Origin of the sequence: Achromobacter pestifer, from assembly GCF_902859625.1 — a bacterium.
In the GTDB taxonomy this organism is placed as follows: domain Bacteria; phylum Pseudomonadota; class Gammaproteobacteria; order Burkholderiales; family Burkholderiaceae_B; genus Achromobacter; species Achromobacter pestifer.
In genome coordinates, this window is record NZ_CADIJX010000007.1 from 258104 (window position 1) to 277019 (window position 18916).

16 protein-coding genes are annotated in these 18916 nt (G+C 65.2%); 14 read left to right on the forward strand and 2 right to left on the reverse strand.

The features are described 5' to 3' along the window. Positions 1 to 9: 9 nt before the first annotated feature. From otnI to otnK, 4 genes are read left to right on the forward strand one after another with little or no spacing between them, the layout of a single operon-like run. Positions 10 to 795: a 2-oxo-tetronate isomerase gene (gene otnI / locus HV753_RS24680; protein WP_175177208.1), complete on the forward strand. Its 786-nt coding sequence runs from the start codon at positions 10 to 12 to the stop codon at positions 793 to 795. A 10-nt stretch (positions 796 to 805) separates the two neighbouring features. Then, on the forward strand, positions 806 to 1780 hold the full coding sequence (denD, locus tag HV753_RS24685) for a D-erythronate dehydrogenase (protein ID WP_175177209.1): 975 nt from the start codon (positions 806 to 808) through the stop codon (positions 1778 to 1780). Positions 1781 to 1817: 37 nt separating this feature from the next. After that, a complete protein-coding gene (ltnD, locus tag HV753_RS24690; protein ID WP_175177210.1) occupies positions 1818 to 2762 on the forward strand; it encodes an L-threonate dehydrogenase in 945 nt (314 codons plus the stop codon). Then, positions 2759 to 4012, forward strand: coding sequence for a 3-oxo-tetronate kinase (otnK, locus tag HV753_RS24695; protein ID WP_175177211.1), 1254 nt, complete (start codon positions 2759 to 2761; stop codon positions 4010 to 4012). The genes ltnD and otnK overlap by 4 nt, the downstream gene beginning before the upstream one ends. A gap of 15 nt (positions 4013 to 4027) precedes the next feature. Here otnK and HV753_RS24700 read toward each other — a convergent pair whose 3' ends face one another. Together HV753_RS24700 and HV753_RS24705 are read right to left on the reverse strand one after the other, a co-directional pair. Continuing rightward, positions 4028 to 4735: a FadR/GntR family transcriptional regulator gene (locus HV753_RS24700; RefSeq protein WP_175177212.1), complete on the reverse strand. Its 708-nt coding sequence runs from the start codon at positions 4733 to 4735 to the stop codon at positions 4028 to 4030. Positions 4736 to 4838: 103 nt separating this feature from the next. Continuing rightward, positions 4839 to 5741, reverse strand: coding sequence for a LysR substrate-binding domain-containing protein (locus HV753_RS24705; RefSeq protein ID WP_175177213.1), 903 nt, complete (start codon positions 5739 to 5741; stop codon positions 4839 to 4841). A gap of 178 nt (positions 5742 to 5919) precedes the next feature. On the opposite strand from HV753_RS24705, the gene HV753_RS24710 reads away from it, so the two are divergent. The 10 genes from HV753_RS24710 to HV753_RS24755 all read left to right on the forward strand — a co-directional run bounded on the left by HV753_RS24710 (position 5920) and on the right by HV753_RS24755 (position 18775). Next, positions 5920 to 7251, forward strand: a complete 1332-nt coding sequence (locus tag HV753_RS24710) for an MFS transporter (RefSeq protein WP_175177214.1) — start codon at positions 5920 to 5922, stop codon at positions 7249 to 7251. Continuing rightward, entirely contained in the window at positions 7248 to 8345 is a 1098-nt protein-coding gene (locus tag HV753_RS24715) for a M14 family metallopeptidase (protein WP_175177215.1), read from the forward strand. Before HV753_RS24710 ends, HV753_RS24715 begins: the two co-directional genes overlap by 4 nt. 255 nt (positions 8346 to 8600) lie before the next feature. Further along, positions 8601 to 9464 (forward strand): ABC transporter permease, encoded by an 864-nt coding sequence (locus HV753_RS24720; RefSeq protein WP_246288383.1) that lies wholly within the window; start codon positions 8601 to 8603, stop codon positions 9462 to 9464. A 3-nt stretch (positions 9465 to 9467) separates the two neighbouring features. After that, positions 9468 to 10514: an ABC transporter ATP-binding protein gene (locus HV753_RS24725; protein ID WP_175177216.1), complete on the forward strand. Its 1047-nt coding sequence runs from the start codon at positions 9468 to 9470 to the stop codon at positions 10512 to 10514. Positions 10515 to 10522: 8 nt separating this feature from the next. After that, positions 10523 to 11404 carry an ABC transporter permease gene (locus tag HV753_RS24730; protein ID WP_175177217.1) on the forward strand — a complete coding sequence of 294 codons (882 nt, stop codon included), beginning with the start codon at positions 10523 to 10525 and terminating at the stop codon, positions 11402 to 11404. 26 nt (positions 11405 to 11430) lie between these two features. Continuing rightward, positions 11431 to 12678: a metal-dependent hydrolase family protein gene (locus HV753_RS24735; RefSeq protein ID WP_175177218.1), complete on the forward strand. Its 1248-nt coding sequence runs from the start codon at positions 11431 to 11433 to the stop codon at positions 12676 to 12678. Positions 12679 to 12683: 5 nt separating this feature from the next. Beyond that, positions 12684 to 14342, forward strand: coding sequence for an amidohydrolase family protein (locus HV753_RS24740; RefSeq protein WP_175177219.1), 1659 nt, complete (start codon positions 12684 to 12686; stop codon positions 14340 to 14342). A gap of 1 nt (position 14343) precedes the next feature. Further along, complete coding sequence (locus tag HV753_RS24745) at positions 14344 to 15321, forward strand: CobW family GTP-binding protein (RefSeq protein ID WP_175177220.1); 978 nt, start codon at positions 14344 to 14346, stop codon at positions 15319 to 15321. Between the two features lie 93 nt (positions 15322 to 15414). Then, positions 15415 to 16464: an ABC transporter substrate-binding protein gene (locus tag HV753_RS24750; RefSeq protein WP_175177221.1), complete on the forward strand. Its 1050-nt coding sequence runs from the start codon at positions 15415 to 15417 to the stop codon at positions 16462 to 16464. Positions 16465 to 16756: 292 nt separating this feature from the next. After that, the gene (locus HV753_RS24755; RefSeq protein ID WP_246288389.1) at positions 16757 to 18775 is read left to right on the forward strand and encodes a TonB-dependent receptor domain-containing protein; all 2019 of its coding nucleotides are present in this window, start codon (positions 16757 to 16759) and stop codon (positions 18773 to 18775) included. The last annotated feature ends 141 nt before the right edge of the window (positions 18776 to 18916 follow it).

Consider the following 18916-nt stretch of genomic DNA (forward strand, 5'->3'; position numbering starts at 1 on the left):
GGAATTGCCATGCCGCGCCTGGCCGCCAACCTGACCATGATGTATGCCGAATATCCCTTCCTGGATCGCTTCAGGGCGGCCGCCAGCGACGGATTCACCGGCGTCGAATTTCTGTTTCCCTACGATTTCACCGCCGTCGACCTGAAAGCGCGGTTGCAAGACAACGGCCTGACACAAGCCTTGTTCAATGCGCCGCCTGGTGATTGGGCGGCGGGCGAACGCGGCATCGCATCCCTGCCGGGCCGCGAAAGCGAGTTCCAGCGCGGCATGGACCAGGCGCTGGAGTATGCCGCTCAACTGGGCAACCGCAGCGTGCACGTGATGGCCGGGCTGATCCGCGCGGGCGACGACCGCGCGGTCCACCGCGATGTGTACTTGAAGAACCTGGCATTCGCGGCGCGGGCGGCGGCGTCGGCTGGCATCACGGTGGTGATCGAGCCCATCAATACCCGCGATATCCCCGGCTTCTTCCTGAACCGCCAGGATGATGCGCAGGCGGTTTGCGCCGAGGTCGGCGCCAGCAACCTGAAAGTGCAGTTCGACTGCTATCACTGCCAGATCGTCGAAGGCGATATCGCGGTGAAGCTTCAACGCGACATGGCGGGCATCGGCCACATCCAGATTGCCGGCGTGCCCGACCGCCACGAGCCCGATCTGGGCGAATTGAATTATCCCTATCTGTTCGATCGCATCGATGCGCTGGGCTACACGGGCTGGATCGGCTGCGAATACCGCCCCAAGGCAGGCACGTCCGCGGGTCTGGGCTGGGCCTCCTCTTATCTTGCCAAACACTGAGCACTCCAACATGAAGATTCTGATCACCGGCGGCGCCGGATTCCTGGGCCAGCGGCTGGCCCGCAAACTGCTTGAGCAAGGCACGCTGACGCTGGACGCCATCGGGCCACAACCCATCACGCAGATCGACCTGCTGGATGTCGTCAAGGCAGACGGACTGACGGATCCTCGCGTGCAATCGCTGGTGGGCGACATCGCCGACCCAGCGGTGTTGCGCCAGGCCATCAGCAAGAACACCCAAGTCATCTTTCATCTGGCGGCCATCGTCAGCGGCCAGGCAGAAGCGGATTTCGATCTGGGCATGCGCATCAACCTGGATGCCTCGCGCGCCTTGTTGGACGCTTGCCGCGCGCTGGGTCACAAGCCGCGGGTGATCTTCACAAGCTCGGTGGCGGTGTATGGCGGTGCGTTGCCCGACACCGTGCGAGACGACACGGCATTGAATCCGCAGTCGTCCTACGGCACGCAGAAGGCCATTGCCGAATTGCTGTTGGCGGACTACACGCGCCGTGGCTTCGTCGACGGCCGTGTGCTGCGCCTGCCCACCATCAGCGTGCGCCCGGGCCGTCCCAATGCCGCCGCATCCTCGTTTGCCAGCGGCATCATCCGCGAACCCTTGAATGGTGAGGCCGCGGTCTGCCCGGTGGGTGCCGATACGCGCTTGTGGCTGCTGTCGCCGCGCGGCGCGATTCAAGCGCTGATCGCGGGTTGCGAACTGTCCGCCGAGTCCGTGGCCGACCGTGCGCCGATCAATCTGCCCGGCGTGTCGGTCACGGTGGCCGAGATGGCGCAGGCGCTGCGCGAGGTGGCGGGCGACTCGGTTGCTGATCGTATTACCTGGCAGGCGGACGAGCGCGTTGAACGCATCGTTGGCAGCTGGCCCGGTCGTTGGGACACCACCCGTGCTGCACGCCTGGGGTTGAAGGGCGACAGCGACTTTGCCGAAATCATCCGTGCCTACATGGCCGACGACCTGCCGCGCTAAGCCGCGTACGCCCTGATTTTTCTTGGAATTCTCCGCGATGACGCAAAACAACAATCCCGCGCAAACCCCTGCGCAATCCTCTACGCCTACGTCTCCGCGCCGGGTCGGCGTCATCGGCCTGGGCGCCATGGGCGCGGGCATCGCGCAAAGCCTGCGCCGCGCGGGGCACGACGTGCACGTCTATGACATCCGTGCCGACGCCGCCACGGCTTTCGCTGCGGAGGGCGGTGTGGCCTGCGCCACGCTGGCCGACATGGCCGCTGCTTGCGACATCGTGGTCAGCGTTGTCGTCAACGCCCAGCAGACCGACGCCGTGCTGTATGGCGAAGGCGGCATCGCCGCCGCCCTGCGCCCAGGCGCCGTGTTCGTGATGTGTTCCACCGTTGATCCCAGCTGGTCCATCGCGCTGGAAGCGCGGTTGGCGGCCCAGGGAGTCCTGTATCTGGACGCTCCCATCTCGGGCGGCGCGGCCAAGGCGGCCGCTGGCCAGATGACCATGATGACCGCCGGCCGCGCGGCGGCCTACGAGGCGTGCGGCGGGGTGCTGGAGTCCATGGCGGGCAAGGTCTATCGCCTGGGCGACAGCGCGGGCGCGGGCAGCAAGGTCAAGATCATCAACCAATTGCTGGCCGGCGTGCATATCGCGGCGGCGGCCGAGGCGATGGCGCTGGGCCTGCGCGAAGGCGTGGATGCCGATGCCTTGTACGAGGTCATCACGCACAGCGCGGGCAACAGCTGGATGTTCGAGAACCGCATGGCGCACGTCTTGGCAGGCGACTACACGCCGTTGTCTGCGGTGGACATCTTCGTGAAGGACCTGGGGCTGGTGCTGGACACGGCACGGCAAACCAAATTTCCGTTGCCGCTGGCGTCCACCGCGCATCAGATGTTCATGCAGGCGTCCTCGGCGGGGCATGGCCGCGAGGACGACAGCGCGGTGATCAAGATTTTCCCGGGCATCACGTTGCCGGAGTCGACATGAGCTTGAAACTGGGTTGCATCGCAGACGATTTCACGGGCGCCACTGACCTGGCCAACAATCTGGTGCGCGCCGGCATGCGCACGGTGCAGACGATCGGTATCCCCGGTGCGCCGTTGCGTGATGACGCCGACGCGGTGGTCGTGGCACTGAAGACCCGCACGCTGCCTGCGGACGAGGCCGTGGCGCAGTCATTGGCGGCGCTGGAATGGTTGCGTGCGCAAGGCGCCGAGCAGATCTATTTCAAGTATTGCTCCACGTTCGACAGCACGCCGCAGGGGAACATCGGCCCCGTGACCGACGCACTGATGACGCGGTTGGGCACGGCTTTCACCATTGCCACGCCCGCGTTTCCCGACAACAAGCGCACGGTCTTCAAGGGCTATCTGTTCGCGGGCGACGTGCTGCTGAACGAATCCGGCATGCAGCATCATCCGCTGACGCCCATGACGGACCCGAACCTGGTGCGCGTGCTGTCGGCGCAGACGTCGCGCAAGGTCGGTCTGATCGACCATCGTGTGGTGGCTGCTGGCAGCGATGCGATCCGCGAACGTATCGCGCAGTTGACGGCGGAGGGCATCGAGATCGCCATCGTGGATGCCATCTCCAACGATGACTTGCTGGCCCTGGGGCCGGCGCTGCGCGGCATGCCCTTGGTGACGGCCGGGTCGGGCGTGGCCATTGGCCTGCCGGGCAACTGGGGGCTGGCCCCGGGCAGCGCCGCCAGCCAGGCCCGGGCGCAAGGGTTGCAAGCCGTGGTGGCGGGCAGTTGCTCCAGCGCCACCAACGGGCAGGTCGCCGCGTTCATCAAAAGCGGCCGTCCGGCCTTTGCGCTGGACCCCATCAGGTTGGCGGCGGGCGAGGACGTGGTTGCGCAAGCACTGGATTGGGCCGAGCCCCGCATGCAGGACGGGCCGGTGCTGGTCTATTCCACCGCAGAGCCAGATCAGGTGAAGCAGGCGCAGGGCGCGTTGGGCGCCGCGCGCGCCGGCGCCATGATCGAAGCGGCCATTGCGAAGATCGCGGTGGGTCTGGTTGAACGCGGCGTGCGGCAATTGATCGTGGCGGGCGGCGAGACGTCGGGCGCGGTGGTGCAGGCGCTGGGCCTTGAGCAAATCGCCATCGGCGAACAGATCGACCCGGGCGTGCCCTGGTGCGCCGGCCATGCGCCAGCGGCGCAAGGCGATATCAGCATCGCCCTGAAATCAGGCAACTTCGGCACGCGGGATTTCTTCATCAAGGCATTCGGGTAGCCCGCGCGGCATTGCCTAGCGGTGTGCCTGGCGCAGCCGCTTGGCCGCATTCACCATGTGGATGCGGGCCGCCTCGCGGGCGCCTTCCACATCCTGGTTGCGAATGGCTTCGACGATGGCGATGTGCTCTTGCAGCACATCACGCATCAGGTCGGCGTGGCGGGCTTCGTTGCCGCGCGTCACGCGCGTGGCCGCTTCCTGGAACTGACTGACGAAGGCAAGGGTCGTCAGGAAGTACGGGTTGCCGGTGGCGCGCGCGATGCTGCGGTGAAACGCCACGTCTTCCTTCACGCCATCGCCGCCATCGGTGACCGCTTGCGAAATCGCGGCCAGGGCGTCGTCGATTTCCGTCATGTCGCGCTTCTTGCGCACCGCTGCCGCCTGGGCCGCGATCTCGGTTTCCAGCGCACGGCGCAAGTCCACGATGTGCAGCACGGCATCCAGCGACGTCAGTTCGGCGGCATCAATACGCAGCGCCCGGTTGCCCGTCAGGCCCGTCACATAGACGCCACTGCCTTGCCGCGCTTCGACGATGCCGTCTTGCCGCAGACGCGACACGGCTTCGCGGATGACGGTGCGGCTGACACCGAACTGTTCCGCCAGCGTGGCCTCGGTGGGTAGTTTTTCACCGGGCAGCACGCGGCCCTCGTCAATTTCGGCGAGCAAGCGCTTGGCGACCGTGTCGGTCAGGGTGGGAGGAGACGGAAGTCGTGGAAACGCCATGGATGGTGACCGCAGAGTAGAGGCGACAGGCCGGTCTGGACGGCTCCGGCGAGGCACGGCGCCCATGATAACCGGTTGCCCGGCGAAGTCCGCCCGCCGGCATCTAGGAACCGGCAGCCCGGCCGGCGCGCGCCGCCAGCAGGCAGTCGATGAAGCACTGGGCAGCGGGCGTGGGCGGCGAGTCGGCCCGCGTCAGGATCGACACCCGCGCGGCAGGCAGCTCATGCGTCAACGGCACCATGCGCAAGGGGCGTGGCATCAGTTGGTGGTCGAACAAGTCGCGCACGAAGATGCCCAGCGCATCGCTTTCGGCCATGATGGCCAGCGCGATCGCGATGGATTGGCAGGGGATGATGTCGCGTGGCGGCGGTAGCCCGTGCGCGTCAAACGCCAGCCGCAACAGGTTCGACGGCGCCTGGATGTTTCCCGGCAGCAGCCACAGCGCATCGTGCATGTCCGCCAGGCTGCGCGCATGGCGTAGCGGGTGTCCCACGCGCGCGCCCACCGCCATGGGCAGGGTGAAGAGAGTCTGGCGCGCAAAGCCGTCGTCGATGTTGCCGTCGTATTCCGTTTGTACCAGCAGGTCGTAGCGGCCGGATTCCAATTGCTCGTGGCTGTAGGGCGGCGCGACCTCGTTGAACGACACCGCCACGCGCGGCATGCGGGCGCGAAACGCCATCAGCGCGGCGGGCAGGGCCCTCAACGCTGAAGAGCTGATGGCCAGATTCAGCGTGCCGCCCTGGCCGTCCCGCATCTGGCCGATCTCTTCCTGCGCCTTGCGGGCCTCTTGCAGGATCAGCACCGCGCGTTTGTAGAGGGCTTCGCCATAGGTCGTCAGTTCCACGCCGCGAGCGCTGCGACGCACCAATTCGGCCCCCACGCTCAGCTCCAGCTCGCGCAGGCTGCGCGTGGCGGCGGGCTGGGTGACGAACAGGGCGCGGGCCGCCGCCCGGATGCTGCGGTGGTCGGCGATCAGGACGAAGGCGCGCAATTGGCGCAAGTTCATGGGGCTACCCGATTCGGACGGTCTTGCTGGTTGGCCAGCATATAAGGAAAAGCTTTCACTGGAACAAAAATACTATCTTTTCCTTATCGTCCGCCATCCGTATATTCACGACGATGGGGCAGGCACAGCGTCCGGGTTCACCGACCACCGCCCCGGCAACAGACATCAAGGGGAAACCATGTCTATCGCTATCGCCGCCGCGCCTGGCCGGTTGGATCCGCGTTCGTCCACGATGCGTCGGCGCGTGATCGCCGGCACCACCATCGGCAACGCGCTGGAGTTCTTCGACTTCACGGTCTTCACGTTCCTGATGCTGGTCATCGGGCCGCTGTTCTTCCCGGCGGCGTCCGGCTACGGCCAGTTGTTGCTGACGACGGCGACGTTCGGGGTGGGTTTCCTGATGCGGCCGGTGGGCGGGATGCTGATCGGCTCGTACGCCGACCGGCACGGCCGGCGTGCCGCCATGACGCTGACCTTGTGGCTGATGGGGCTGGGCTGCGCGCTGATCGCGGTGGCTCCCACCTACGCCCAGATGGGCGTGGCGGGCCCGGTGCTGATGGTGCTGGCGCGGCTGATCCAGGGCTTTGCCGCAGGCGGTGAGGTCGGCGCGTCGACCACCTTGCTGGTGGAACACGCGCCCGTGGACAAGCGTGGCTTCTATTCCAGCTGGCAGTTCGGCAGCCAGTCGCTGGGTGTGATGCTGGGCGCGCTGACGGTGGCCCTGTTGACCGCCGCGCTCAGCAAGGAACAGATGCAGGCCTGGGGTTGGCGCGTGCCGTTCGTGATCGGCATTCTGACGGTACCGGTCGGCGCCTATATCCGCCGCAACCTGGAAGAAACGCTGGAACCCGCGAACGTTCCCCAAGGCGCGCGCGCCGTATCCGGCCACCAACCCCTGCGCCTGGTGTTCTCGGCGCACAAGGCGCAGGTGGTCAAGGGCATTCTGCTGGTGATCGGCGGCATGGTGTGCGCCCAGATCATTGGCTTCTACATGCCCGCCTACGCCAACAAGGAACTGGGCCTGCCCGCCACGTCGGCGTTGTTCGCCAGCGTGGTGCTGGGCGCCATCGGCTTCCTGATTGCGCCGTTCGTGGGCATGTTGGCCGACCGCGTGGGGCGCAAGAAGGTGATCTTCTGGTCGCGTGCGGCGACGGTGTGCGCCTTGCTGCCGTGCTTTCAGTGGCTGGTGTCCGCGCCCAGCACGGCTCGGCTGATGACCGTGATCGCGCTGCTGGCCGTCTTGCTGGCATTGCAGACGGCGCCCGTCATCACGATGCTGCCTGAACTCTTCCCCAAAGCGGTGCGAACGACGGGGATGTCCGTCGTGTATGGTCTGGGTATCTCTGTTTTCGGCGGCTTTGCGCAGTTCTTCGTGACGTGGCTGCTGCATGTGACCGGCAACCCCATGGCGCCCGCCTGGTATTTGATGGTGACCGTGACGCTTTCCACCGTGGTGCTGTTCTGGATACAGGATCGCACCGGCCATGCAATCGACGAGCAGGAGGCATGATGCCCAGCAGTACCAGCTACTTTCCCCGAAGCTACGCCGAATCGCGTCAGCGCTTTCTGTCCGACGCCGAACGCCTGGGCGCGGCGGTGCAGTCCTACCCGATCGAAGCCATGGGCAGCGAAGGCGAGGCATTGGCCACGGATGTGGCGTTGATCGGCGGGCCGGATGCGCAGCGTCTGCTGATCATGACCTCCGCCACGCACGGCGTGGAAGGCTTTTGCGGCGCGGGTTGCCAGTTTTCCTTGATGGACGATGCCGCGTTGCTCAAGCGCGCTCGTCAGGCGGGCGTTGCCGTGCTGCTGGTGCATGCCGTGAATCCCTACGGCTTTTCATGGATCGCCCGCACGGATGAAGGCAACGTCGATCTGAACCGCAACGCCCAGCCGTTCGACGGCAAGCCGCTGCCCGCCAATCCGGGCTACGGCGACCTGCATCCGCTGCTGCTGCCAGCGGAGTGGCCACCCTCGGACGCAAACCAGCGGGACATCGCGCGCTATGTGGCCGAGCACGGGCAGGCGGCTTTTGCGCAGGCCGTATCACGTGGGCAGTACACGCATGCCGATGGCCTGTTCTACGGTGGCGCGGCGCCTGCGGCATCGCTCGTGAATTTGCGGCGCATCCTGGAAACCCAGGCGAATGGCTATGCGCACATCGGCTGGATTGATGTGCATACCGGACTGGGGCCGCGCGGCCACGGCGAAAAAATCTACGCCGGCCGGCGCGACGATGCGGAAGTGGCGCGCGCGCGGCAATGGTGGGGCGCGGATATCGCCGTGCCGTATCAAGGCAGTTCGGCCTCGGTGGATATCACGGGTCATCTGGCGGGCCTGATCTATCAGGTGTGTCCCGAGGCGTCGCCGACGCTGATGGCGCTGGAATATGGCACCGTGCCCTTCGACGATGTGGTGTTGGCGCTGCGGGGCCGCAACTGGCTGCGCGCCCACCCAGACGCGCAGCCGGCATTGCGCCGCGACATCCTGCAAGCGACGCAGGACGCCTTCTATTGCCACGCCTACGACTGGCACGGCATGGTGCTGGGGCAAAGCCGAGTGGCCGTTCTGCAAGCGCTATGCGGGCTGGAGGCGGCCCGGTAAGGGCGGCCTTCGGCCTTCATCAAGCACGATCCTGTATTCCCGGGTTGCACCCGCCAGCGCTGTTGCGCTGCGGCGGGTTGCACCTGTTTTCCGCATGCGGCAGGGATTACCCGTGAGTGGCGGGTAGTGTTGGGTTATCCCTAGTTGAGCTGAGCAGCAACCCGTCGATATGCTTGGGTTAACCGAGCGAACCGAAGAGTTCCAACCGGAGGAGTTTCAAACCGAGCCGGCACCTCGCTGACAAGGAAACAGGATTTGCATAGCACGCCTCCTTTGAACTCGGCCGTCACGGCCGCCCGGGTCAAGCCTATTCGCGTGATCCCGTGGGCAACGTGGTTGCACCGTGTTTTTGTCGTCTTGATGTATGCGTTCATGCTCTGCCCCATCGTGCTGGTGGTCTGGCTGAGCTTCTTCAAAGACGCCATCCTCTATTTCCCCCCGTCTGGCTACACGCTGTCCTGGTACGTGAAGGCGTGGCAGAACCCTGCGTTCGCCAACGGCTTCCTGTTCAGCCTGCAAGTGTCGCTGGTCGCGGCCGCGATTGGCGTGGTGACGGGCGTGCTGGCTGCGGTCGGCATCGCGCGCTACCGCTTCCAGGGCAGCAAGGGCGTCAATACTCTGCTGCTGTCGCCGCTGCTGATCCCCGGGATCGTCGCGGGCGTGGGCATCTATCTGTTCTACCTGCGCGCCGAAGAGGTGCTGGACCAGGACATCGTCGGCACCTTCGGCGGTCTGGTCATCGCGCACGTCTGCCTGACGATTCCGTGGACGGTGCGCCTGGTCACGGCCGGCATGGCGGGGCTGGACGGGTCCATCGAGGAAGCCGCCCGCAATCTGGGGGCCAGCGCGCCCGTGGCGTTCCTGCGCGTGACCCTGCCGATGTTGCGGCCGTCCATCGTGGCGGCTGCACTGTTCAGCTTCGTGGTGTCGTTTGAAAACCTGGAGCTATCGCTGTCGCTGGTGGGGCCGGGCAAGACGACGCTGCCGATCGCCATCATGCAGTACCTGGAATTCAATCTGGATCCGACCATCGCTTCGGTGGCTTCGGTGCAAATCTTGCTGTTGGGGATCATCATGCTTGTGACCGACCGCTACGTGAAACTCAGTCAGGTGGTGTAAGAAATGGCGAAGGTCTCAATCGAGAATATCCGCAAGCAATTCGGCGCTGCGGTCGCGGTATCGGACTTTTCACTGGAGATCGCCGAAGGCGAGCTGGTGACATTCCTGGGCCCCAGCGGCTGCGGAAAAACCACCACGCTGCGCATGATCGCCGGCTTCATCACCCCTACCGCCGGGCGTATCCGCATCGGCGACACCGATGTGACCCGGCTGCCCGTGCACAAGCGCGATACCGGCATGGTGTTCCAGCGTTATGCGCTGTTCCCGCACATGACGGTGGCCGAGAACGTGGCGTTCGGCCTGGAAATGCACAAGGTGCCCAAGGCCGACCGCGACGCCAAGATACGGCGCGTGCTGGACATGGTTCGCATGACCGAACTGCGCGAACGCTTTCCTCGCCAGTTGTCAGGCGGCCAGCAGCAGCGCGTGGCAATCGCGCGCGCGCTGGCCATCGAACCCAAGGTGTTCCTGCTGGACGAGCCGCTGTCCAACCTGGACGCCAAGCTGCGTCTGGAAGTGCGCGAAGAGATCCGCTCCTTGCAGCAACGCCTGGGTCTGACGACGGTGTTCGTCACGCATGATCAGGAAGAAGCGCTGGCGATCGCAGACCGCATGGCCATCATGCACGACGGCATCGTGCAGCAGGTGGGGGCGCCCGATACCTTGTACGAGCGTCCGGCCAATCTGTTCGTGGCCGACTTCCTGGGCAAGATGAACGTATTCACGGGCCGGGGCCAGGCCGACAACCAATTCCATACTGACGCGGGCCAACGCATCGCCACGCCGGGTGGGGCGGGGGCCACGCACGTGGGCGTGCGGCCCGAACGGGTGCGTCTGGCTGCGCAGCCCGCCGGGGGCAACGCGCTGGTGGGAGTGGTCGAATCGTCGCTGTACCTGGGCTCGGTGCTGGAGGTGCGCGTGCAGTTGGAAGGCGGCAACCGCATGATCAGCCAGATCGTCAACGGCGGCGCGGGACGCGCGCAGCCGGCAACGGGCACGCGCGTCTATGCGTGCTTCGAGCCGGAAGACTGCGTGGCCTTCACGCAATAGGAGCCGCCATGACAACCGCGATACAAGACGGGCGGCCCAGCCGCTGGTTGGGGCCGGGGCTGGCGTTTCCGGCGTCGTTGGTGGTGCTGGTGATCATCATGGTCCCCATCCTGCAATTGGCGCGCTACAGCTTCAACCAGTTTGACCCGGCGGATCTGATGCAGACCGCCTTCACCTTCGAGAACTACGCCAAGTTCTTCGGCGATCCCTACTACCGCGACATTTTCCTGACCACCTTGTGGGTAGCGGGGCTGTGCACCGTGCTGGCACTGGTGCTGGGCTTTCCCGTGGCCTACTTCCTGGCCCGCACGCAAAGCAGATACAAGAGCCTGTTCGTGATTCTGCTGGTGTTCCCGCTGATGGTGGGCAACGTGGTGCGCGCGGCGGGCTGGATGGTGGCGCTGGGCAACGCGGGCGTGGTGAACGCGGTGTTGCAGGGGCTGGGGCTGATCGATAAGCCGCTGAGCATGATGTACACGCCCACCGCCGTCGTCATTGGCACCACGGCCGTCGTCATGCCCTACTTGATATTGACGTTGCAAAGCGTGCTGGAAGGCATGGATCTGTCGGTGGAGGAGGCCGCCCGCAACGTGGGGGCCGGCTTCTTCACGACGTTCCGCCGCATTGTGCTGCCGATCGCCGCGCCGGGCGTGGCGGCGGGCACGATGCTGGTGTTCATTCTCTGCATGAATGCCTACGCCACGCCGGTGCTGCTGGGCGGTTCCGGCCTGACGATGATGGCGCCCGCGCTGTACGACCAGATCACGCGGGCATCGAACTGGCCGTTCGGCGCCGCGCTGGCCGTCATCCTGGTGTGCGGCACGCTGGTCATCGCGCTGCTCTCAAACTGGCTGATCCATCGACGCTACATCAAGACCATGGCGTCTTGATTCCGAATTCACAACAAGGAACTCTCATGGCATCCGTATTGTTCAAGAACGCGAACCTGCTTGATCCCTTGCAGGCCGATCTGCTGGAAGGCCACCATGTGCTGGTCGAGGACGGCGTCATCAAGGAAGTGTCGGACAAGCCTCTGAGCAGCGCGTCCGCGCAGGTGATCGACGCGGCGGGCCGCACCTTGATGCCGGGCCTGATCGATCTGCACGTGCATGTGCTGGCGACGCAACTGAACCTCAGCACGCAAGGCGTGTTGCCGGACGCTTTGGTGATGATGCGCGCCGTGCCCATCATGGCGGCCATGCTGCGCCGTGGCTTCACCACCGTGCGCGACGCGGGCGGCGCGGGCTGGGGATTGAAATGCGCGGTGAACGAAGGCACGGTCAAGGGACCGCGCCTGTTCATCTCGGGCCGCGCCATCAGCCAGACGGGCGGCCATGGCGATCCGCGTCCGCGTTCCGACCACCTGCGCCCGATGAGCTTTTGCGGCTGCTGCTTCCGGGCAGGGGATATCGGCCGCGTGGCCGACGGCATCGATGATGTGCGCAAGGCGGTGCGCCAGGAACTACAGATGGGCGCGGACCAGATCAAGATGATGGCCTCGGGCGGCGTTGCATCGCCCACGGATCCCATTGCCTCATTCGGCTATTCGGAAGAGGAAATCCGCGTCATCGTCGACGAGGCCGCCAGCCGGCAGACCTATGTGATGGCGCACTCGTACACGGCAGACGCCATCGAACGCGCCATCCGCAACGGCGTGCGCACGATTGAACACGGCAATCTGGTGGATGAGCGCGTGGCGCGCTTCATGGCGGAGAAAGGCGCGTTCGTGGTGCCCACGCTGGTCACCTACGAGGCACTGGCCAACGAAGGCGCGGACTACGGCTTGCCGCCGGATTCGGTGGCGAAGATCGCCACCGTGCGCACGGCAGGGCTGCATTCGCTGGAAATCTACAAGAAGGCGGGCGTGAAGATCGGTTATGGGTCGGATCTGCTGGGGCCGTCGCAGCGCTTGCAGAGCGAAGAATTCCGCATCCGCAATGAAGTCCTGTCCGCGCAGGAAGTCATCCAGTGCGCCACCACCACCGCGGCCGAGGTATTGAACCAGGTCGGCCAGCTGGGCCGCATCCAGGCGGGTGCCCTGGCGGACGTGCTGTTGGTGGACGGCAATCCGTATCGTGATCTGTCCTGCCTGTTGGGGCAGGGCGAGCATCTGGCCCTGATCATGAAGGGCGGCGTCATCGAACACAACACACTGGGGGTGTAAGCGCCATGAGCGATCCCACGTTTTCGCAGTCCGAGGTTGGTGAGGAATCCCGTGACGTCAATGCCGCCAAGGGCTGGCATCCGCCGTCGGCCCCGGCATCGCGTGATCGCGGCCTGGGGCCATTCCCGCGGCTGATCCTGCGCGGCGCGACGATCATCGACGGCACCGGCGCTCCACCCTGGGGGCCCGTGGACATCGTGATCGAAAACGACCGGATCACGGCGCTGGTCAATGTGGGCACGCCGCACAAGGCCATCGACCCCAAGCGCCGCCCCGGGCCGGGCGACCACGAGATCGATTGCCACGGAAAATTCGTGACGCCGGGTTTCGTGGACGCGCATGCGCACATCGGCACCCCGTATCACGCGATGAGCGGCATTGTTCCGCCCGCCGACTACATCTATAAGTTGTGGCTGGCGCATGGCGTGACGACCGTGCGCGAGATGGGGGCCATGGGCGGGCTGGGCTGGACGCTGGAACAGCGGGAGCTGTCCGCCGCCAACAAGATCGCCGCGCCGCGCATGATCGTGCACTCCGTTTTCCCGGCCGTGAATGATCGCGTCAAGACCATCCATACGCCCGAGCAGGGTCGCGAATGGGTGCGCAAGCTGGCGGCGCGTGGCGCAGACGGGATCAAGTTCTTCGGCGCCCCGCCCGCCATCATGGAAGCGGCGCTGGATGAAGCGGCGCAATGGGGCTTGAGATCCGGTTGCCACCATGCGCAGATGGCGGTCACGCGCGTGAACGCGCTGAAGTCCGCCCGTTGGGGCTTGACCAGTTCCGAACACTATTACGGCTTGCCGGAAGCGCTGTTCGAGGACCGCGTGGTGCAGTCCTTCCCGACGGACTACAACTACAGCGATGAGTACTACCGCTTCGCCGTGGCTGGCCAGACCTTCATGCAGGCCGCTCAACCTGGGTCGGCCAAGTGGCGTCAGGTGATGGATCAGTTCCTGGAACTTGGCCACACCTTCGTGCCCACCTTCAACATCTATGACGCCAACCGGGATCTGATGCGTGCGCGCCGCGCGGACTGGCACGACGAATACACGTGGAAGGCCGTCTGGAAGTACTTCCAGCCGCAACGCGGCGGGCACGGGGCGTACTGGTATCGCTGGAGCACCACCAACGAAATCGAATGGAAGCAGAACTACCGGCTGTGGATGCAGTTCATCAACGAATACAAGAACCTGGGCGGCCGCGTCTGCGCGGGCAGCGATTCGGGCTTCATCTTCCAGATCTACGGCTTCGGCTTCGTGCGCGAGCTTGAACTCTTGCAGGAAGCGGGCTTTCACCCTGTCGAAGTCTTGCGCGCGGCCACGTCCCAAAGCGCGGCGCTCTTGGGCATTGACGACGACACGGGTTCCATCGATGTGCAAAAGCGCGCCGACCTGCTGATCCATGACCAGAACCCATTGACGGACTTCAAACTGCTGTTCGGCACGGGCGCCATGCGCTTGAACGACGACACGGCCAAGGTGGAATGGCAGCGGTGCCTGCGTACCACCATCAAGTCCGGCGTGGTGTATGACACGGCTGAGCTGCTGGCGGATGTGCGGGCGATGGTGCGGGACAGTTGGGCGGAAGACCCCGACGGCGAACGCCCGCCCTTCGGTGGATCTCCCGCCGGTTCGCCCTGCGACGATCCGCAAGAGGCTCCCTGACATGGCCATCGACCTGTTTCTGTTGTGCGGTTTCCTGGGCAGCGGCAAGACCACGCTGCTGGTCGATTACCTGCGTGATCCCGCCTCAAAGGACACGGGCGTGATCGTCAACGAAGCGGGCCAGATCGGCGTGGACGGCGCCATCGTCGCCAACGACAGCGACAACGTGCCGATGACCTTGATGGCCAATGGCTGCGTGTGCTGCTCGCTGCGCAGCGATCTGGTCTACACGCTGAGTGCATTGCTGGACGCGCCCCGCCCGGAGGGGGCCGGCCCGCTTCAGCGCGTGATCCTGGAATGCAGCGGTTTGTCCCGCCCCGGACCCATCATCGCATCGCTGGCGGACCCCGAACTGGCCAGCCGCGGCTTGCGCCTGACGGTGGTCTGCACCGACGACTGCGGGCGTGATCCCGATGCGTTGGCCGAGATGGACGAAGCGATGGCGCAGTTCGGCGCAGCGCATCGCATCGTGCTGACGAAGACGGACCTGCTGGCGCCGCAAGGACTGGCACCGCGCGCGGCGCGCGCCGCGACCTTGAACCCGCTGGCCGTCGTCATTGCCGACCCGGATCGTGCGCGCGCCGTGCAGACCGCGTTCGCGCCATCGCAAGGCGTGGCCGACCTGGCGGGGCTGGCCGCCCGGATGTTGAGGGCGGGCGAGCCGCGCGCCGCGCATCCGCGCATTCGCGTGATGGCGGCCCGCGCGCAAGCCGGTATCAGTTGGACGGAATTCTCGGAATGGCTGGATAACCTGGCGGGCTTGTGCGGCGAACGCCTGCTGCGCGTCAAGGCCGTGGTGCGCGTCAAGGAATGCGTGGAGCCCATCCTGATCCAGTCGGTCGGCACCACCTTCAGCGTGCCGCAACGGCTGGTCCGGCAACCAGATGCGCCGGACGCCATCATCGTGATCGCACGCGACATCGAGGCCAGCGAGATCCGGGCGTCCGCACCCCACGCGCCCGTGGAAATGCTGGCCTGAACGTTTTCAGAACCCGGGATGCGCGGCCGGGCACAGCCGACCGCGCATCCGCACCGTAGCAAGTCGTCAGTTCCCCTTCGATACGAGGTTGTTATGCAAGACAAAAACCTGACTCGCCGTGGCTTCATCAAGACCGCCTCCGGTCTGGCGCTGGCACCAGCGCTGGGCTGGGTGCCAGGCATGGCGCACGCCGCCGAAAAAGAAATCGTAGTGGGGACCTGGGGCGGCGATTACCAGAACCTGCTGCAACAGATCATCAACCCCATCGTCGCCAAGCAGAGCGTGAAGGTCGTCTATGACACCGGTAACGCCGTGGGTCGCGTGACCAAGCTGCGCGCCGAGAAAAACTCGCGGCGCGGCAGCATGGACGTGGCGTTGCTGGGCGAAGTCGATATGTACGACGCCGAGCGCTCGGGCACGCTGGAACCCATCGACGCGAAGAAGTTGCCCAATCTGGCACACGCCATTGGTGCGCTGAAGACGGCGTATTCGATCCCGCACATCTTCAGCGCGATGACGCTCGTCTACAACACCGAGAAGTTCCCGACCCCGCCGGATTCACTGGAGGTCTTGCTGGATCCCAAGCTGAAGGGACAGGTCGGCTTCTCGGACATCCTGTATCTGTACAACGCGGTCTTCGTGGGCCTGGGCGCGGGCGGCGACACCAAGAGTTTTGACGGCGGCAAACGCTTCCTGACCAAGCTCAAGGCCAACGCGCCGCGCATCTACCCGTCCAACGAGGCCGTGGCCGCCGCCTTCAAGTCGGGCGAAATCTCCATCGCATGCATGTGGAAGGCGCGCGCGCTGCAATGGAAGGACAGCGGTTTGCCGCTGGGTTTCGTGATTCCCAAGGAAGGCTCCGTGCCCGTGTCGTTCGAGGCCGGGGTGGCCAAGAACAGCCGCAACAAGGACGCCGCATGGGAATATCTGAACGCCATGCTGGACCCGCAAGGCCAGATCGGCTTCGCCGAAAAAATGGGCTATGCGCCGACGGTGACCAATGCCTCGTTGCCGGAAAACCTGAAGCGCGTGGGTTTCTCCGACGCGGAAGTGAAGCTGTTGCACGCCTACGATCTGAAGAGCCTGACGGAAGGCAAGGCGGACATGCTGGAATTCTGGAACAAGGAATTCAAGGCGGGTTGATCGGAAAGCCAGGGCTGGCTGCGGGCGGAATCGCCGAACGCAGCCAGCCGGTTCCGCAGTAACGGCAACATCCGGGCGTGATGCGGCATGACGCAGGCGCCTGCCCACTTTGTCGCCATGCTCTTGTGCATATCTTGAAATGTTATATCATTCGTCAGCTATTTGTAATGATATAACATCCGAGAGAGCGAAAATGAAAGGCAAGAAGCTTGGGGGTAGCGGGGCAGGCGGCGGGGCGGGCAACGGGCGGGCACGCCGCCGGGGCGCATTGAAACCGCTGGTCTGCTCATTGATGCTGATCGCGCCTGTGGCGCAGGCAGAGAGCGAAACGGACCCTGACCGCGCCAAGACACTGGCTCCCATCACCGTGTCGGCCAACCCGCTGGGCCTGGATCTGAACAGCACCACGCTGCCTGCCTCCGTGCTGGAGGGCGCCACGCTGATCGAACAGCGCACCGGCACCTTGGGCGAGACGCTGAAGAACCTGCCCGGCGTGAATAGCGATACCTTCGGCGGCGGCGCCAGCCGGCCGGTGATCCGTGGCCAGACCGCGCCGCGCGTCAAAGTCCTGTCCGATGGTTCGGACGTGATGGACGCCTCCAGCATTTCGCCCGACCACGCCGTGACCGTCGAGCCGCTGCTGGCAGAGCGCATTGAAGTACTGCGCGGCCCGGCGACGTTGCTGTATGGCGGCGGCGCGATTGGCGGCGTCGTCAACGTGGTGGACAAGAAGATCCCGACCGCGGTGCCGGAGAAGGGCATCGAGGCCGAAGCGGAACTGCGCGGGGCAACCGGCACCAAGGAACGTGCCGGGGCCGTGGGCATCACGGCGGGCGAAGGCCAATTCGCCGTGCGTGTCGAAGGCATGAAGCGCCGCACCAGTGACTACGACGTGCCCGACTGGCCGGGCGGCAAGCTCGCGGGCTCGTATAGCGAATCCACGCAAGGCTCGGTCGGCATGTCGTGGATCACCCCGCGCGGCTATGTCGGCCTGGCCTTCACGCACCTGGAAAGCAAGTATGGCTTGCCTGGGCACAACCACGAATACGAAGGCTGCCATCCGCACGGCTCGCATCTGCATTGCGGTGGTCACGACCATGGCCATGGAGAAGAAGAAGCAGGGCACGATCATGATCACGAGCACGAGGGCGGTGACACGCCCTACGTGAAGCTGCGCAGCAATCGTCTGGATCTGCGTGCGGAATATCAGGATCCCTTCGCGGGCTTTGAGAAGATCCGCGTGCGTGGCGGCCTGACCGACTACCAACACGATGAAATCGAAGGCGGCCAAGTCGGCACGCGCTTCAAGAACAAGGGCTACGACCTGCGCGTGGAACTGCAACACAAGCCCATCGCCGGATGGCGCGGCGTGGTGGGCGTGCAGAACGCCTACAGCGACTTCCGCGCCGAGGGCGAAGAGGCGTTCCTGCCCCGCAGCAAGACGCGCACGAACGGCCTGTTCGTGCTGGAGGAATACCAGCTGAACGATTGGCGCTTTGAAGTGGGCGCGCGCCAGGACTGGCAGCGCATCTCGCCGTCGGGCGGGGCGTCGCGCAATAGCATGTCGGGCACCTCGCTGTCGGCCGCCGCCATCTGGGACTTCGCGCCGCAGTATTCGGTCGCGCTGTCGCTGTCGCGGTCGCAACGCCTGCCCAGCGCGCAAGAGCTGTATGCGGACGGCGTGCACCTGGCCACCAATACCTATGAACTGGGCAATGCGGACTTGGGCCGTGAGACCTCGCACAACATCGACCTGACCCTGCGCAAGCACTCGGGCGACACGACGTTCTCGGCCAGCGTGTTCCACAACCGCGTGAAGAACTACATCTACGCGAATACGTTGGACCGCTATGAAGACTTCCGCCTGATTGAATACACCCAGCGCGACGCGGAGTTCACGGGCGTCGAAGGCGAACTGCGCCATCAATTCACGCCGGTGTTCTCGGCGGCGGTGTTCGGCGACTACGTGCGTGGCAAGCTGACGGGCGGCGACGGCAACCTGCCGCGCATCCCGGCGGCGCGTGCCGGCGTGCGCGGCAACGTGACGTGGCAGCAGTGGTCGGGCGGCGTGGAATATGCGCGCGTGTTCTCGCAAAAGGACATCGCGTCCTACGAAAGCAGCACGCCCGGCTACAACCAGGTCAACGCCGTGGTGGCGTATCGCGGCCGCTACGGCGAGACGGGCTATGAGGTGTATCTGCGCGGCACCAATCTGCTGAACAAGCTGGCATACAACCACGCCTCGTTCATCTCGTCGGTGGCGCCGTTGCCCGGCCGCAGCGTGCTGCTGGGCGTGCGGATGACGTACTGATCTTGCCAGGCGTCCGGGTGGACGCCTGCCGGACGATGAACGCCGGGGCCTGCGCCTCGGCGTTTTATTTTTGCTGCACCGCAGTGGGCGCCCGGTCTACGGGTAGACCCCGATCCCAATCCTGTTGACGCTCGCCAATGT

Coding starts and splice junctions, on each gene's coding strand:
- otnI (WP_175177208.1), top strand. CDS start 10: ATGCCGCGCCTGGCCGCCAACCTGACCATGATGTATGCCGAATATCCC.
- denD (WP_175177209.1), top strand. CDS start 806: ATGAAGATTCTGATCACCGGCGGCGCCGGATTCCTGGGCCAGCGGCTG.
- ltnD (WP_175177210.1), top strand. CDS start 1,818: ATGACGCAAAACAACAATCCCGCGCAAACCCCTGCGCAATCCTCTACG.
- otnK (WP_175177211.1), top strand. CDS start 2,759: ATGAGCTTGAAACTGGGTTGCATCGCAGACGATTTCACGGGCGCCACT.
- HV753_RS24700 (WP_175177212.1), bottom strand. CDS start 4,735: ATGGCGTTTCCACGACTTCCGTCTCCTCCCACCCTGACCGACACGGTC.
- HV753_RS24705 (WP_175177213.1), bottom strand. CDS start 5,741: ATGAACTTGCGCCAATTGCGCGCCTTCGTCCTGATCGCCGACCACCGC.
- HV753_RS24710 (WP_175177214.1), top strand. CDS start 5,920: ATGTCTATCGCTATCGCCGCCGCGCCTGGCCGGTTGGATCCGCGTTCG.
- HV753_RS24715 (WP_175177215.1), top strand. CDS start 7,248: ATGATGCCCAGCAGTACCAGCTACTTTCCCCGAAGCTACGCCGAATCG.
- HV753_RS24725 (WP_175177216.1), top strand. CDS start 9,468: ATGGCGAAGGTCTCAATCGAGAATATCCGCAAGCAATTCGGCGCTGCG.
- HV753_RS24730 (WP_175177217.1), top strand. CDS start 10,523: ATGACAACCGCGATACAAGACGGGCGGCCCAGCCGCTGGTTGGGGCCG.
- HV753_RS24735 (WP_175177218.1), top strand. CDS start 11,431: ATGGCATCCGTATTGTTCAAGAACGCGAACCTGCTTGATCCCTTGCAG.
- HV753_RS24740 (WP_175177219.1), top strand. CDS start 12,684: ATGAGCGATCCCACGTTTTCGCAGTCCGAGGTTGGTGAGGAATCCCGT.
- HV753_RS24745 (WP_175177220.1), top strand. CDS start 14,344: ATGGCCATCGACCTGTTTCTGTTGTGCGGTTTCCTGGGCAGCGGCAAG.
- HV753_RS24750 (WP_175177221.1), top strand. CDS start 15,415: ATGCAAGACAAAAACCTGACTCGCCGTGGCTTCATCAAGACCGCCTCC.
- HV753_RS24755 (WP_246288389.1), top strand. CDS start 16,757: ATGCTGATCGCGCCTGTGGCGCAGGCAGAGAGCGAAACGGACCCTGAC.